The organism is Streptomyces sp. NBC_01116 (assembly GCF_041435495.1).
Classification (GTDB): Bacteria; Actinomycetota; Actinomycetes; order Streptomycetales; family Streptomycetaceae; genus Streptomyces.
On record NZ_CP108644.1, the window covers coordinates 8,192,795 to 8,207,305 of the forward strand.

General features: G+C 71.8%; 14 protein-coding genes. 3 read left to right on the forward strand and 11 right to left on the reverse strand.

Going from position 1 to position 14,511, the window contains the following annotated elements; translation table 11 throughout:
* Positions 1 to 69: 69 nt before the first annotated feature.
* A complete protein-coding gene (locus tag OG245_RS35705; RefSeq protein WP_371627479.1) occupies positions 70 to 627 on the forward strand; it encodes an FABP family protein in 558 nt (185 codons plus the stop codon).
* 86 nt (positions 628 to 713) lie between these two features.
* Complete coding sequence (locus tag OG245_RS35710; RefSeq protein WP_371627480.1) at positions 714 to 1,142, forward strand: DUF4190 domain-containing protein; 429 nt, start codon at positions 714 to 716, stop codon at positions 1,140 to 1,142.
* 470 nt (positions 1,143 to 1,612) lie between these two features.
* Here the strand turns inward: OG245_RS35710 and OG245_RS35715 are convergent, their stop codons facing one another.
* From OG245_RS35715 to OG245_RS35750, 8 genes are all read right to left on the reverse strand, one after another.
* The gene (locus OG245_RS35715; RefSeq protein ID WP_371627481.1) at positions 1,613 to 2,602 is read right to left on the reverse strand and encodes a zinc-dependent alcohol dehydrogenase family protein; all 990 of its coding nucleotides are present in this window, start codon (positions 2,600 to 2,602) and stop codon (positions 1,613 to 1,615) included.
* The gene (locus OG245_RS35720; RefSeq protein ID WP_371627482.1) at positions 2,599 to 3,489 is read right to left on the reverse strand and encodes a carbohydrate ABC transporter permease; all 891 of its coding nucleotides are present in this window, start codon (positions 3,487 to 3,489) and stop codon (positions 2,599 to 2,601) included. The genes OG245_RS35715 and OG245_RS35720 overlap by 4 nt, the downstream gene beginning before the upstream one ends.
* On the reverse strand, positions 3,486 to 4,448 hold the full coding sequence (locus OG245_RS35725; protein WP_371627483.1) for a carbohydrate ABC transporter permease: 963 nt from the start codon (positions 4,446 to 4,448) through the stop codon (positions 3,486 to 3,488). Before OG245_RS35725 ends, OG245_RS35720 begins: the two co-directional genes overlap by 4 nt.
* Positions 4,445 to 5,812 carry a sugar ABC transporter substrate-binding protein gene (locus OG245_RS35730; protein ID WP_371627484.1) on the reverse strand — a complete coding sequence of 456 codons (1,368 nt, stop codon included), beginning with the start codon at positions 5,810 to 5,812 and terminating at the stop codon, positions 4,445 to 4,447. Before OG245_RS35730 ends, OG245_RS35725 begins: the two co-directional genes overlap by 4 nt.
* A gap of 195 nt (positions 5,813 to 6,007) precedes the next feature.
* Entirely contained in the window at positions 6,008 to 6,769 is a 762-nt protein-coding gene (locus OG245_RS35735) for a DeoR/GlpR family DNA-binding transcription regulator (protein ID WP_371627485.1), read from the reverse strand.
* 331 nt (positions 6,770 to 7,100) lie between these two features.
* Positions 7,101 to 8,195 carry a Rieske 2Fe-2S domain-containing protein gene (locus OG245_RS35740; RefSeq protein ID WP_371627486.1) on the reverse strand — a complete coding sequence of 365 codons (1,095 nt, stop codon included), beginning with the start codon at positions 8,193 to 8,195 and terminating at the stop codon, positions 7,101 to 7,103.
* 125 nt (positions 8,196 to 8,320) lie between these two features.
* On the reverse strand, positions 8,321 to 9,220 hold the full coding sequence (locus OG245_RS35745) for an LLM class F420-dependent oxidoreductase (RefSeq protein ID WP_371627487.1): 900 nt from the start codon (positions 9,218 to 9,220) through the stop codon (positions 8,321 to 8,323).
* Positions 9,221 to 9,334: 114 nt separating this feature from the next.
* Positions 9,335 to 10,537: an erythromycin esterase family protein gene (locus OG245_RS35750; protein ID WP_371627488.1), complete on the reverse strand. Its 1,203-nt coding sequence runs from the start codon at positions 10,535 to 10,537 to the stop codon at positions 9,335 to 9,337.
* Between the two features lie 58 nt (positions 10,538 to 10,595).
* Between OG245_RS35750 and OG245_RS35755 the strand changes: the two genes are divergently transcribed.
* Complete coding sequence (locus OG245_RS35755) at positions 10,596 to 11,336, forward strand: TioE family transcriptional regulator (RefSeq protein ID WP_371627489.1); 741 nt, start codon at positions 10,596 to 10,598, stop codon at positions 11,334 to 11,336.
* A 109-nt stretch (positions 11,337 to 11,445) separates the two neighbouring features.
* Here the strand turns inward: OG245_RS35755 and OG245_RS35760 are convergent, their stop codons facing one another.
* From OG245_RS35760 to OG245_RS35770, 3 genes are all read right to left on the reverse strand, one after another.
* Positions 11,446 to 13,104 (reverse strand): acyl-CoA dehydrogenase family protein, encoded by a 1,659-nt coding sequence (locus OG245_RS35760; protein WP_371627490.1) that lies wholly within the window; start codon positions 13,102 to 13,104, stop codon positions 11,446 to 11,448.
* A gap of 105 nt (positions 13,105 to 13,209) precedes the next feature.
* Entirely contained in the window at positions 13,210 to 13,815 is a 606-nt protein-coding gene (locus OG245_RS35765) for a TetR/AcrR family transcriptional regulator (RefSeq protein ID WP_371627491.1), read from the reverse strand.
* Between the two features lie 110 nt (positions 13,816 to 13,925).
* Complete coding sequence (locus OG245_RS35770; RefSeq protein WP_371627492.1) at positions 13,926 to 14,507, reverse strand: dihydrofolate reductase family protein; 582 nt, start codon at positions 14,505 to 14,507, stop codon at positions 13,926 to 13,928.
* Positions 14,508 to 14,511: the final 4 nt, after the last annotated feature.

Sequence of the window (14,511 nt, forward strand, 5' to 3'; positions counted from 1 at the left end):
ACGACGGCAGTTCGACGACAGGGCCTAGGCTGCGACCCTGTACCGGCACCGACCCAGGAGCGCACCCGCATGCACGACCCCGTCTCCGCCCTCCCCTTCCCCGACGCCCTCCGACCCGAGGCGTCCCCCGCGCCGCATCCGCTGCTCGCCCCGGTGACCGGGTACATCGGCACCTGGCGGGGCACGGGCCGCGGCGGGTACCCGACGCTGGAGGCGGATTTCACCTACGCGCAGGAGGTCACCTTCAGCCACGACGGACGGCCCTTCCTCGCGTACGAGGCCCGAGCCTGGCTGCTCGACGCGGACGGGCAACCGCTGCGGCCGTCCGCCCGGGAGACCGGCTGGTGGCGCCTGCAGTCGGACGGGCGGGTGGAGGCCCTGATCACCCAGCCCACCGGCATCGCGGAGATCTCGGCCGGCCAGGCCCGTGACGGCGCCGTGGACCTCGCGACCGAGCGGGTGTCCCTCGCCCCGACGGCCAAGGAGGTCGACGCCACCCGCCGCCGCTACACCCTGACGGATCCGGACACGCTCGTCTTCGTCCACGACCTCGCCGCGGTCGGCCGGCCGCTCCAGCACCACCTGTCGGCGCGACTCCGCCGAGAAGCCCCTGGCCAGCGCATTTAGTTGCCGGAGTGTGACCAAGGGCGTGCATGGAGCACGGCCCACCGGGCAGGTGGACGGGAAGCCAGGAGAACAGGAGCACCTCCCCGATGTCCCTTCCCTCGTACCCGGACTCCCCGTACCCGGGGCAGCCCGCCGCCGGCCACGACCCCTACGGCGGCCAGGCGCCCGCCCGGACGAACGGCTTCGCGGTCGCCGCACTCGTGCTCGGCCTCATCGCCTGCCTGTTCTTCTGGACCGTGGTGGGCGGGCTGCTGCTCGGCCTGCTCGCCGTCGTCTTCGGGATCATCGCCGCGCTCCGCACCCGCCAGGGCCGGGCGCCGCGCCGGGTGATGGCGATAGTCGGCGCCGCGTTCGGGGCGCTCGGGCTCATCGGTTCCGTGATCGTCCTCGTGGTGGCCGTCTCCGTGTTCGACTCGCAGGAGTTCAAGAACCTGGAGGACTGCATGAACCGGGCCAACGGCCAGGCGGCCGAGGACCGGTGCGCGGAGGACTTCATCGACGAGCTGACCAACTGACCGGTCCCGGACGACGACCCTCCGCGCCATCGGCCTGAGCCCCGGGCCGATGGCCTCCGCACACCTGTCCGTACCCGCCCGGCGGCGCGCCGCCGGTTGCACGCGCACCGGGTGTTTGCCACGGTGTTCCTGGGTAGGCGGCCCGGTGGTCTCCGGGCCTCACCGCCCGGTGGACCGTCCGCAACGGAGTGCAGAGCAGAGAGAAGGAGGGTTCGATGTCATCGAAGCGACGTCGTAAGAAGAAGGCCCGCCGCAAGAACGCCGCGAACCACGGCAGGCGTCCGCAGAGCTGAGGCGACGCATCGGCCCCACCGGGCGGAGGAGCCCGGTGGGGCCGATGCGGTTTCCGTGGGCCGGGGGAGGGCCGTGCGGAACTCGGGTCCTCATGCTGATGCCCGGTACCTGCCGGGTTCACACCCCCAGCGGGGCCGCGGGCTCCGTTCCCGCCCTGGCGCACACCGGCGAATCCGTCACGGCTCCACCACGATCTTGCGGCCGATCCCCGCTCGGAAGCGCTCGATCGCCTGCGGATACTGCTCCAGCGGCAGCCGGTCGCTGATGAACACCGACGCGTCCAGCACCCCGCTCGCGAAGAGCGCCGCGGCCCGCTCGTAACTGTGCAGGACCGCCATCGAACCGGTGATGGTGATCTCCTGGTTGTAGATCCTGTACGGCTCGATCACCGCGGTGGTGGCGTAGTCGGAGACCCCGAACTGGAGGAACGTGCCGCCCTTGGCGACCCTCCCCAGACCGTCCTGGATGGCGGCGGCGTTCCCGGTGGCGTCGATGACGACGTCCCAGCCGCCCGGACGGTCCAGCTCCTCGGCTCCGGCCGCCGCACCCGTGCAGCCCAGAGCCGTCGCGGTGGCCAGCCGCCGGGCGTTGACGTCCAGCATGTCCACCGACGCGGCGCCGGTGCGCTTGGCCAGCTCCAGCATCATCAGCCCCATCGTCCCGGACCCGTAGATCAGCACCTGGGCCCCGAGGTTGCCGCTCAGGACGTCGTAGCCCCGCACCGCGCACGACAGCGGCTCGATCAGCGCCGCGTCCCGGACGTCGATGTGCTCCGGAAGGATGACGCAGTTGGCGACGGGCGCCACCGCGAACTCCGCCGCGCCCCCGGGCACGGTGACGCCGATCGCCGCCCAGTTGTCGCAGAGGTTGCCCCGGCCCGAACGGCAGTAGCGGCACTCGTGGCAGTGCAGCGAGGGGTCCACGGCCACCTTGTCGCCGACGGACAGCTCCGTGACGTCCCTGCCGAGGCCGACGACCTCCCCGGCGAACTCGTGTCCGGGCACGATCGGCAGCGTCGGAGCGAACTCGCCCTGGAGGATGTGCAGATCGGTGCCGCACAGCCCGCACGACGCCACCTCGACGACCACGTCGCGGGGGCCGGGCACGGGGTCCGGGACGGTGGTAACGGAGACTTTGCCGGGGGCTTCGACGATGGCTGCCCTCATTTGACTGCTCCAAGAGAGAGGCCCTGGACGAGTTTGTCCTGGGCGGCGTAGCCGGCGACGAGCACCGGCAGGGACACGACCACGGACGCCGCGCACAGCTGGGCGAGGAAGAGGCCCTGGCTGGTGACGAAGGTGGTCAGATGGACGGGCGCGGTTCCGGCGACCACGCCGGTCAGCACCCGGGCGAACAACAGCTCGTTCCAGCTGAAGATGAAGCAGATCAGGGCGGTCGCGGCGATGCCGGGGCCGGCGACCGGGGCGACGACACGGCGCAGCACCGTAGGCAGCCGGGCCCCGTCGACCTGCGCCGCCTCGATGATGGAGACGGGGACGTCCGCGAGGAAGGACTGCATCATCCACACCGCGATCGGCAGGTTCATCGAGGTGTAGAGCAGGACCAGCAGCCAGATGTTGTCCAGCAGCCCCGTGTTCTTCGCGAACAGGTACACCGGCAGGAGCCCGGCGACGACGGGAAGCATCTTGGTGGACAGGAAGAAGAACATCACGTCCGTCCACTTGCGGACCCGCCGGATGGACAGCGCGTACGCGGCCGGAAGCGCGAGCAGCAGCACCAGCACGGTCGAGAAGAGCGAGGCCGCCAGCGAGTTGACCAGCGGGGGCCACGGCGTCGGGCCGCCTCCACCGCCGAAGAAGGTGCGGTAGCCGTCCAGCGTCAGCGCGGCGGCGATCGACGGCGGGTTGGTCGCGGCGTCGGCCTCCGCGTGGAAGGACGTCAGCGCCATCCACAGGGCGGGCAGGCAGAAGCCGATCCCCACGACCCAGGCGGCCACGCCCAGGGCCGCCGACCGCCGACGCGCCCTGCGCGTGACGGCGTTGAGGGATGCCTTCGCGGATGCGGATGCGGATGTCGTGGTCGAGGCGCTCATGCGCGGCTCGCCTCCTCACGGAAGAGGGAGGAGACCGTCCGGAGCGCGAAGGTGGCGATGACGATCGTGCCGATCACCACGACCACGCCCGCCGCCGACGCCAGCCCGTACTCATGGGCCCGGTAGAAGGTCTCGTAGACGGTGTACGGGAGGTTGGCGGTGCCGAGACCGCCGGAGGTGATCGTGAACACCGCGTCGAAGTTCTGCACGATGTACACCGAGCCGAGCAGGACGCCGAGTTCGAGATACCGGCGCAGATGCGGCAGGGTCAGATAGCGGAACATCTGCCAGGGGCCGGCCCCGTCCAGCCGCGCGGCCTCCATGATCTCGGCGGGCCGGCTCTGCAGCCCGGCCAGGAGGATCAGCATCATGAACGGCGTCCACTGCCACACGAGCGACGCCTCGATGGCGATCAGCGGCATCTGCGAGGTCCACTCGGGCTGGGCGATCGACTCGATGCCGAACATCTCGCCGAACCAGGTGAGGGCCCCGTTGAACAGCCCGTACTCGGGGTTGTAGAGCGCGTGCTTCCACAGCAGCGCGGCGGAGACCGGCACCAGCAGGAACGGGGTGATCAGCAGCGTGCGCACGAACCCCCGGCCGAAGAAGGCGCGGTCCAGCAGCAGGGCGAAGAGGAGCCCCAGCACGACGCTGACGATCACGACGGACGCGGTCAGGACGACGGTCGTCACGACCGATTCACGCAACGCCTCGTCGGTGAAGACGGAGGCGTAGTTGGAGAGCCCCGTGAAGTGGCGCTTCTCCGGCTTGAGGGAGTTCCAGTCGAAGAGCGAGATCACCAGCGTCGCCACGAAGGGCAGTTGGGTGACGGCGATCAGGAAGACCAGCGCCGGGAGCAGGGGAGCGCGGGTCGCCCAGGCGCGACGCCGGCCACCACCGCCCTGCTTCCTCGCCGGAGCGGGCGGGGACGTGGTCCCTCTGGCTGCGGTGACGGTCATCGGTACTCCTCGGCGACCTTCTCGGCCAGCTTCTGGGAGGCGGCGAGCGCGGCGTCCACCGACTGGCGGCCCGCGATGGCGGCGCTGATCTCCTGCGCCACCCGGGTGCCCAGGTCGGTGAACTCCGGTATGCCGACGAACTGGATGCCCGCGGTCGGACGGGGCTGGGTGCCCGGGTTCTTCGGGTCGGCCTCGGAGATGGCCCGCCGGGTGACGTCGGCGAACGCGCCCGCCTCCGCCCGGTAGTCGGGGTTGGTGTAGGTGGAGGCCCGTTTGCCGGCGGGCACGTTGGACCAGCCGCTGGTGGCCCCGACGAGCTCCTCGTACTCCTTGCCGGAGGCCCAGGACACGAACCTCCAGGCGTCGTCCGCCTTCGTGGAGGCCTTCTGCAGACCCCAGGCCCAGGTGTAGAGCCAGCCCGAGCTCCTGGTCTGCTCCACCGGGGCGGGGACGTACCCGATCTTCCCCTTCACCGGGGAGCCCTTCGCCTCCAGGGACCCGGCGCCCGCCGTGGCGTCGTACCACATGGCGGTCTTGCCCTGGGTCATGTTGTTCAGGCACTCGGCGTAGCCGGACTGCGGGGCGCCGAGCTCTCCGTGCTTCCGCACGAGATCGACGTAGAACCGCGTCGCCTTCTTGAACTCCGGTGCGGTCAGGCGCGGTTCCCAGTCCTCGGTGAACCAGGTGCCGCCCATCGTGTTGACCACCGTGGTGAGCGGGGCGATGACCTCGCCCCAGCCCGGCAGCCCGCGCAGACAGATGCCCTTCATCCCGCGCTCCGCCCCGTCCGTCCGCTCGGCGAGCTTCGCCACCTGCTGCCAGGTCGGCTTGTCGGGCATCGTGAGGCCCTGCTCCTCGAAGACGTCCTTGCGGTACATGAGGAAGGACGACTCGCCGTAGAAGGGCTGGGCGTAGAGCCTGCCGTCCTCGGCGGTCAGCGATTCCCGCAGAGGCTGGAGGATGTCCTCCTGGTCGAAGGCCGTGTCGGCCTTCGCGTAGCCGTCGAGGGGGTGCAGCCAGCCGTTCTCCGCGAAGAACGGCAGCTCGAAGTTGCTGATGGTGGCGACGTCGTACTGACCGGCCTGGTTGGAGAAGTCCTGGCTGATCTTGTCGCGAACGTCGTTCTCGGGCAGCACGGTGAAGTGGACCTTGATGCCGGTCTCCTCCGTGAAGTGCTCCGCGGTGAGCTTCTGGAGTTCGACCATCTGCGGGTTGTTCACCATCAGCACGTTCAGCGCGTCACCGCCCCCGAAGGAGGTCCCGCCGGCTCCGGCGCAGCCGGTGGCGAGCAGGGCCAGAGCGGCGGTCGCGGCACCGGCTCGACCGCGTACACGTGGTCGGCGGCGGCGTCCTGGATGGGGCATGGGGGCTCCTGATCAGTCGTAGCGGCTCGGTGATCGGGTCGTTGAGGGCATGGTGGACCGGGCCCCGGCGGTGAGGGCGGAGCGCGGGTGCGGGAGCCGTGCGGTCGGCGGTACGGGCGGGGCCGGTCGGGACGGGGCGTTCGACGGGGTCTGCCCGTGTGGGCCCGGTCGGGCAGTCCGGTCGGGCGGGGCCGGTCAGACGCGGATGACCTGGGGCCCCAGCAGGGAGTAGCGCTGGGCCTCGGCCGAGGAGAGCCCCGCGTCGGTGACGATCGCTTCGAAATCACCGACCCCGGCGAACCGGCAGAAGCTCACCGCCCCGAACTTGCTGTGGATCCCGGCGAAGATCCTGCGCCGGGAGCTGCGCAGTGCCTGTGCCTTCACCTCGGCGACGGCGGGATCCGGGGTGGTGAGGCCGTACTCGCGGGAGATGCCGTTGGCCCCGAGATACGCGAGGTCGATGACGAAGTCCGCGAGCATCCGGGAGGCCCAGTGGTCGACGGTCGCCATCGTCGAGCCGCGTACCCGGCCGCCCAGCAGGAGCACCGAGGTCTTCTCGGCCCCGGCGAGGGAGGTGGCGACGGCCAGGGAAGCGGTGACCACGGTCAGCGGCCGGTCCTGGGGAAGCGCCTCGGCGACGAGCTGCGGGGTGAAGCCCTCGTCGACGAAGACCGTCTCGGCGTCGCCGAGCAGATCGGCGGCGGCGGTCGCGATCCGCGACTTCTGCGGAACGTTGCGCGTGGTGCGGACGGCGAGCGTGGTCTCGAAGCCGGCCGATTCCACCGGGTAGGCGCCGCCGTGGGTACGGCGGACGAGTCCGTGCTCCTCCAGCACATGCAGATCGCGGCGTACGGTCTCCTTGGCCACCTTGAACAGGCCCGCGAGGGCGTTCACCCCGACCGACCCCTCCCGTCGGGCCGTGTCCAGAATTCCCCGCCGGCGTTCCTCGGTGTCCACGGCGCACTTCCCTGGTCGCTGCTGGGCCCGTTGCGGGCGGAGCCCGCCTGTCCGTTCGGGCTCATGTGTCGTTTGTACAAGCAGTCCCGGGGCGACTACCAGCCGCTTCACCAGATCCCCTCAGCCCGATCGTGCCCGTGTCGCCCGGTGCGACCGTGCTGGTCACACCGGTGTCGGCCGCCGGTCCGGTCGTCGGAGCCGCCCGCTTTCCCGTGATTGCCGCCCGGATGGCGCCCGAAGTGCGGAGCCCCGGCGTCCGCGGCGCCCGGACGGGGGCACGCGAAGGCCGGGGCAAGGGGTCACGGAGGTCACTCGGGTCACTCGGGTCGCGTCAGCGGAGGACGGCGCTGTCCTCCCCCTCGCTGCGGTGGGGACGGGTCACCGCGCCCCTGCCGGGTGTCTCCGGATAGAACCGCTTGGCCCAGCGCCGGAACGGGCCGATCGGTCCGTCACCGGACGCCAGCCGGGGCGGCTGCTGATACTGCTTGTGGTGCCAGATCGGGAAGTCGGCGGCGGTGAACTCGCAACTGGACCGGAAGACGGGGCGGTCCAGGAGCCGGGCCGCGGTACGGCTGACGATCCGGGCGAGCCCGGGCGGCAGCCGCCCCGGCTCGTCGAAGGCGATGCGGTTCAGCTGCCGGAACTGCATCCGATTGGGGCCGATGGCCGTCGGCATCACCATCGTGCACATCCGCAGCCCGAAGCGGGGCGTGTGGACGTCGGCGTGCAGGCAGCCGAGTCCATAGCCGTCCACCCTCACGTCGACGGTGAAGTCGCCCATGAGCGGCGCCGACTCGTGGGCCCGCATGGCGACATGGAACTTCGCGTCGTCGTACGCCACGGGACCGTCGATCTCAGCCTTCGCCCAGCCGTGCAGGGTGGCGAAGTGCCCGAGGTCGACCGAGTTCTCGATGACCTCCTGGACGTTGCCGGCCAGCTCCCAGGCGGCCGTACGCGCGGGCCTGTGCCCGATCTCGTGCCACTGCGGAACCGACCAGTCCGGATCCCGGCCGTCGTGGTGCCGCCAGACGAAGACGCCCCCGTTCACCTCCTGGACGGGCAGCTGGGTCAGCGGGGACCGCGGCGGAGGTGTGCCGTACCCCGTGCGGACACAGGTGCCGTCGGGGCCGAACGAGAAGAAGTGGAACGGGCAGGTGAGATCCTCCCCCTCGACCTTCGCCAGGCCGAGATGGGCCCCCAGGTGCGGGCAGTACGGGCGGACGGCGCGGAGCGTTCCCGTGCCGGTGCGGTACAGGACGACGTCGCGCCCCGCGAGCGGCCGGGTGAGCACGGTGCCCGGCCGCAGCTCGTGCGAGAAGGCCAGGGCCGACCAGCCGCTCGGATAGGGCAGGGCCGGCGCTCCTGCCGCATCGGCCGGTGTCGGGCCCTCACTGATGGTGTGCCCGTACTCACGTGCCACTCCCACGACTCCCCCTCCACGATCGGTCGCACGGAGGCTGCCCAGAGCCGCCCCGGGATCCTCGCGACACACCGCACATCACCTGAACGGGATGTGGGATGCCGCGTGTTGACGGACCGGGGCGGGTTCCGTCAGAGCTCGTCGCCGAAGGCCTCGGCCAGCTCACGCCATGCGGCGCGCGGCAGGCCGCCGCCTCCCTCGTCGGCGGTGAGCACCTGCAACGCGACATGGTCCGCGCCGGCGTCGAGGTACTCCCGGGTCCGACGCCTCACCTGCTCGGCGTCGCCCAGCGCGAAGAGGGCGTCGAGAAGACGGACACTGCCGCCGCCGTCGAAGTCGCCTTCCGTGAACCCCAGGCGCAGCAGGTTGTCGGTGTAGTTGGGCAGCTGCAGATACATCCCCAGCATCGTCCGCGCGGTGGTGCGGGCCCGGTCGAGGTCGGTGTCCAGCACCACGGTCAGCTCCGGGGCGAGCAGCGCGTCGGTTCCGAGCGCCTCGCGGGCCTCCGCGGTGTGCTCGGTGGTGACGAGATAGGGATGTGCCCCCAGCGACCGGTCGGCCGCGAGCCTCAGCATCTTCGGACCGAGGGCCGCCAGGACCCGATGGCCGGAGCGCACGGACGGTTCGGCGGCATCGAGTGCGTCGAGGTAGGAGACCATCGCGCTGTACGGCTTCGCGTACTGCGGCACCATCGGTCCGTGGCTGACGCCCAGACCGAGGACGAAGCGACGGCGCGAGTCGGCATCGATCGCCGCGATCGCGGCCGCCGCCTCCTCGGCCGTGTGGTTCCAGATGCTCAGGATGCCGGTGGCCACCGTGATCGACCGGGTGGCCGCCACGACGGCGGCGGCGTCCTCGGGCGTCGGACTGCCCCCGATCCAGACGGTGCCGTACCCCAGTCCTTCGAGCTCGGCGAGCGCCTCCGCGATCGCCTTCCCGCCCGCGTCGTCCACCCGCGAGGCGTGCAGGGCGCTGCTCCAGATCCCCACACGCCCGAATGTCCTGCCCGTTCCGGAAATCTCAGAAGTCATGGTGTGACCAACAACGGTCCGGCCCAACTATTCCTGATTCGACGGCGATTCACCCGTCCGGATGCGCGGGGCAGGTGATCGGAGGCCCTCGGGGGAGGGGCGTAGGGAGCGTCGTCAGTCCTCCGGGACGTCCTTCATGAACACGACTCCGTCGATACGGTCCAGGTGCCCCGGGTCGAGCGGGGCGTACCCGAAGTACGGGGATGTGCGCCGGACGGAGCCCGTGGCGCCGAGGGTGTCGGCCAGCTCGGAGGCGTCCATCAGGCAGGACTCCTCCGGGAGCGCGTACAGGGCTCCTTCGAGGGTGTCCGGCGGCGGCACGTCGACCCCTTGATGCCTCATCGTGCCGAAGGCGGTGGCCAGGAAGCCGTACCCCTCGCCCAGGCGGGCGTTGACGACGGCGCCCGCGCTCCACCACTCCAGCCGCCGGCCGCCCATCCGCATCGAGCTCACGTCCCGCTGGAGATGGCTGTTGTGGGCGTGCACCAGAACGGGCCTCCGCTCGGCGAGCGCGAGGAGGTTGGCGGCCATCATCTGGTCCCGCAGCCCCGTCAGCCGTGACAGCCGGCTCGGTGATGCGTCCGCCATCCAGAAGTGGTACCGCAGCAGCCCCGAGGCGGCCCGTGCGTACAGGAGGGCCCGGTCGAACGCGTCCCGTGAGGTCACCGCGATCAGGTGGGGCGTCCACGCGTCGAGCAGAGCCCCCAGGTCGTCGGCGAGCAGGCGCAGTTGCCCGGCCTCGGCCGACCGGCCGAAGGACGCGGACGGGTCCAGCATCGCCGCGGGGTCGGTCCACCGGTCGTCGGCGCCCAGCAGACGGTCGAGCGTCTCGGCGGTGCAGGGGAGCAGGCCCGTGTCCACGTGGTCGGCGAGAACGCGGTGGAGCGAGGTGAGCGCCTCGCGCGGGCTCGCGGCGTACGCCATCTCCAGCGGGCCGTCGAAGCCGGCGAAGCGGACCCGGTCGGACGCGGGCCGGCCGTCGTTGAACGCGCGCATCCAGCGGACCAGTTCACGATTGGCCCCCGACTCCCCGAAGCCGTGGCCGAACCCCCGCTCCATCACCTCGTCGAGCGAGCCGCCGCCCGTCGTCACATAGTCGTCCACGAGCAGTCCCGCCACGCAGTCGCTCTCGATGGCGACGGTCCGGTAGCCCTCCCGTTCGACGAGCTGCCGGAAGAGCGCGTTGCGGAGCAGGAGAGGGGCGTCCACTCCGTGGGTGGGCTCGCCCAGAGTCAGTATCCGGGGCGGGGAGGCGAAGAGCCTCATGACGGAAGCCGCGTCGACGGCGTGGGCGATGTCCTTGATGTCGTCAGCCATGGCTTCAACCGTATCGCTGAACCAACGGTGGAGACTTTTACGCGATACCGTTGCATTCATGAGGCAGAACCCTCAAACAGCAGGCCGACTCCGGCCCGTCGATCTGGCCCGCCGGCACGGATTGTCGACGCAGGCGATCAGGAATTACGAGGCGGCGGGGATCCTCCCGGCCGCCGGGCGCACACCGCACGGCTACCGCACCTACGCACCGCTGCACGCGCTCGCCCTCGCGGCGTTCCTCGCGCTGGTACCCGGTCATGGGCACGGGACCGCGGCGTCGATCATGCGGGCGGTGAACCGCGACGATCCGGAGGAGGCGTTCCGTATCGTCGACGAGAGCCACGCCCAGCTCCTTGAGGACCGCCGGACGCTGGAAGCGGTCGAGGGAGCGCTGCGCGATCTGGGCCCCGACGCCGCGCCCGCACCTGGCGACGCGTCGAGCCCCGGCGGGATGTTCGTGGGGCCGCTGGCGGGAAGGCTGGGTATCGGGCCCGCCACGCTGCGGAAGTGGGAGCGCGCCGGTCTCGTGACCCCGCGCCGCGACCCGAGGACCGGCTACCGGGTGTACGCCGAGGCCGACGTACGGGATGCCGGACTGGCCCACCAGCTGAGGCGGGGCGGCTACCGTCTTGACCAGATCGCACCGTTGATCGCCCAGGTGCGGGCGGCCGGCGGTCTGGAGCCGCTGGCGGCCGCCCTGCGCGACTGGCACGCGCGGCTGGCCGTCCGGGGGAGGGCGATGCTGGCCGGGGCCGCCGAGCTGGACGCCTACCTCCGCCACGTAACCGAAGCCCCCTGACGGAACAACAACGGGCCGCCGAAACGGCCCCCCCGGCGGGCGGGGGCGAGGTTTTCGTCGCCCCGCCCCGCCCCGCGCTGCCCCGCCCCGCGCTGCCCGCCCCGCCCCGTCAGGCCGGCAGCCGCCCCAGCAGCGCCGAGAAGTCAGTGTCCGCGGGGAGCGTGCCGAAGGCGAGCCCCTGGTCCCCGGCGAGGCGCGACGCGCAGAACGCGTCGGCCACCGCCGCCGGCGCGTGACGCACCAGCAGTGAGCCCTGGAGTACGAGAGCGGCCCGTTCGACGACCCGGCGGGCCCGGAGCTGCGCGTCCTCGGTGCGCGCGAGGTCGGCGCGCAGCTCCTGCCAGGCCGCGTCGAGGCGCGCGTCCGCTCCGGCCGCCGCCTCGATCTCGGCGTGGAAGGCCTCCAGCGACGCGGGCTCCCGCGTCAACGCCCGGAGCATGTCGAGGGCGTTGACATTGCCGGAGCCCTCCCAGATCCCGTTGAGCGGTGCCTCGCGGTAGAGCCGCGGCATCCCCGACGCCTCGTCGTACCCGTTGCCGCCGAGGCACTCCAGGGCCTCGGCGACCGCCACGGGCTGCCGCTTGCACACCCAGTACTTGCCGATGGCGGTGGCCAGCCGGAGGAAGGCGCGTTCGCCCTGGTCGCCCCGGTGGGCACGGTCGGCGGCCCCCGCCAGGCGCAGGGCCAGGGTCGTGGCGGCCTCGGACTCCAGGGACAGGTCCGCCAGGACATTGCGCATCAGGGGCTGGTCGATCAGCCGGGCACCGAACACCGAGCGGTGGCGCACGTGGTGGGCCGCCTGCGCGAGCGCGGCACGGGTGCCGGCGGCGGAACCGAGCACGCAGTCGAGCCGGGTCATCGTCACCATGTCGATGATGGCGCGCACGCCCTTGCCCTCGTCACCGACGAGCCAGGCCACGGTGTCGTCGAACTCGGGCTCGCTGGAGGCGTTGGAGCGGTTGCCGAGCTTGTCCTTGAGCCGCTGGAGCCGGAACGTGTTCCGGCTCCCGTCCGGCAGCACGCGTGGCACCAGGAAGCACGACAGGCCGCCGGGCGACTGGGCGAGCACCAGGAAGAGGTCGTTCATCGGCGCACTGGTGAACCACTTGTGCCCGCGCAGCCGCCAGGTGCCGTCCGCCTGCTCGGCGGCGGCCGTGGTGTTCGCGCGCACGTCGGTGCCGCCCTGCTTCTCCGTCATCCCCATGCCGGCGAGCAGGCCGCGCTTGGCGGCGGGGGTGCTCAGCCCGGGCTCGTACACCCGGCTGGTCAGGAGCGGTTCGTACGTCTTGGCGAGGTCGGGGGAGTGGCGCAGTGCCGGGACGACGGCGTACGTCATCGAGACCGGGCACAGATGGCCCTGCTCCAGCATCGTGGCCAGCATGAAACCGCCCGCCCGGGCGACATGGGCCCCGGGGCGCCCGTCGGCCCAGGCGGCGCCCGCCAGACCCGCACGCACCGAGGCGTCCATCAGGCTGTGGTAGGCGGGGTGGAACTCGACCTCGTCGATCCGGTGGCCGTAGCGGTCGTGGGTACGCAGCTCCGGTTCGTGGCGGTTGGCCTGGTCGGCCCAGTGCTGCGCCTCCTCGCCGCCGACGTAGCGGCCGAAGCGGTGCAGGTCGTCCAGGTGCCATGCGGCGCCCTCGCGGCGTATCCCTTCGAGCAGCACCGCGTCGTCGGCGGCGTCGTGCCCGGTGAGCGGCGGCGGCTGGTTCGTCACCTCGTGGGTCACGGCGGTCGGGTTGCTGCGCGGTGCGGTAGGCGTGGGCATCGGTGCTCCTCCGGGAGTCGGGACGGCGGGGTGCGGCCCATGAGGTACGGGGACGGCGGTACGGGGACGAGGGGGCGCGGTCCGCGCCCGGCCGCCGCGGCAGGGTCAGGGAGCCGCGCCCGCACAGCGCAGGGCCACGGCGGAGAGGCGGGTGACGAGCCGGTCGGTGTCGTACGCGGCCGAGGTGCTCAGCGGGTACACGAGGACCTCGCCGACGGCTCCGGTCAGCGCGGCGGCGGTGATCTCCGCGTCCTGGTCCGGCAGCAGGCCCGCGGTGACGCCCTCGTCGATCACCGCGGCGAACAGCGCCCGGTAGCGGCGCCGGAAGGCGAGACGCTCCGCGCCGACCGCCGGTTCGGCGGGCGCCGCGAGCAGCGCGTACGCCAGACCGTGGTTCTCCAGGGCGCGGCGGGCGAACACCTCCACCCCTCGGCGCAACCGCTCGGCGGGATCGCCGTCGCCCTCCAGCACCTCGCCCAGGACGTCCACCTCGCGCCGCGCGGCGCGTCGGAACACCTCCACGGCCAGCGCCGACTTGGACGAGAAGTGCTGGTAGACGGAGCCGGCGGCGATCCCGGCCGCGTCGGCCACAGCGGTCACGGACGCCTGCGCCCAGCCGACCTCCGCCACGACCTCGGTGGCGCGTGCGACGAGATGCTCCCGGGCGGCTTCGAGCCGACGGGCCTCGGCTGGGGTCCTGCGGTAGGCCATGGATGAAGTGAATCACCATTCAGAGTTTCCTGCCAGGCTCGGCAGGCAGCGATCCCCGGGGCGAGCGCCTCGGCACAGGACCGAGTGGATCCGCGCAGGCCGGTGCGGGGTCAGTGCGGGGTGGGCCGGTAGGTGAGCTCCTGGGTGCGGCCGTCGAGCGTCCGGCTCCCGATCAGTTCGAGGTCGAAGTCGGCCGCACCCCGCAGGACCGGTTCCGAACCGGTCCGGCCGGTGATGACGGGGAAGAGCGTCACTTGGACGCGGTCGACCAGGCCCGCGGCCATCAGCGCCCGGTTCATCGACAGGCTGCCGTGCGAGCGCAACGGCACGGCGGACTCCTCCTTGAGACGGGCGACGACGTCGACGGCGTCACCGTGCGCGACGGTCGCGTCCGGCCAGTCGAGGGGCCCTTCGAGCGTGGTCGACACCACCGTCGCCGGCAGGCTCCGCATCCGCGTGACCCACGCGTCACCCACGCCGGACTCCTTCGTGCCCGGGGCCAGGAGCCGCACGAACTGCCGATAGGTGTGGGCCCCGAAGACCATGCGCTGATCCTCGCCGTAGAGGGACAGCCGGCGTTCGAGCAGCTCGGGGCCCTGCTTGCCCCAGTAGCCGCCCCAGTCGCCGTCGCCGTTGTAGGAGCCGAAACCGTCGAGGCTGGAGAATACGTCGAAGGTGTAGGTGGCGGTCATGATG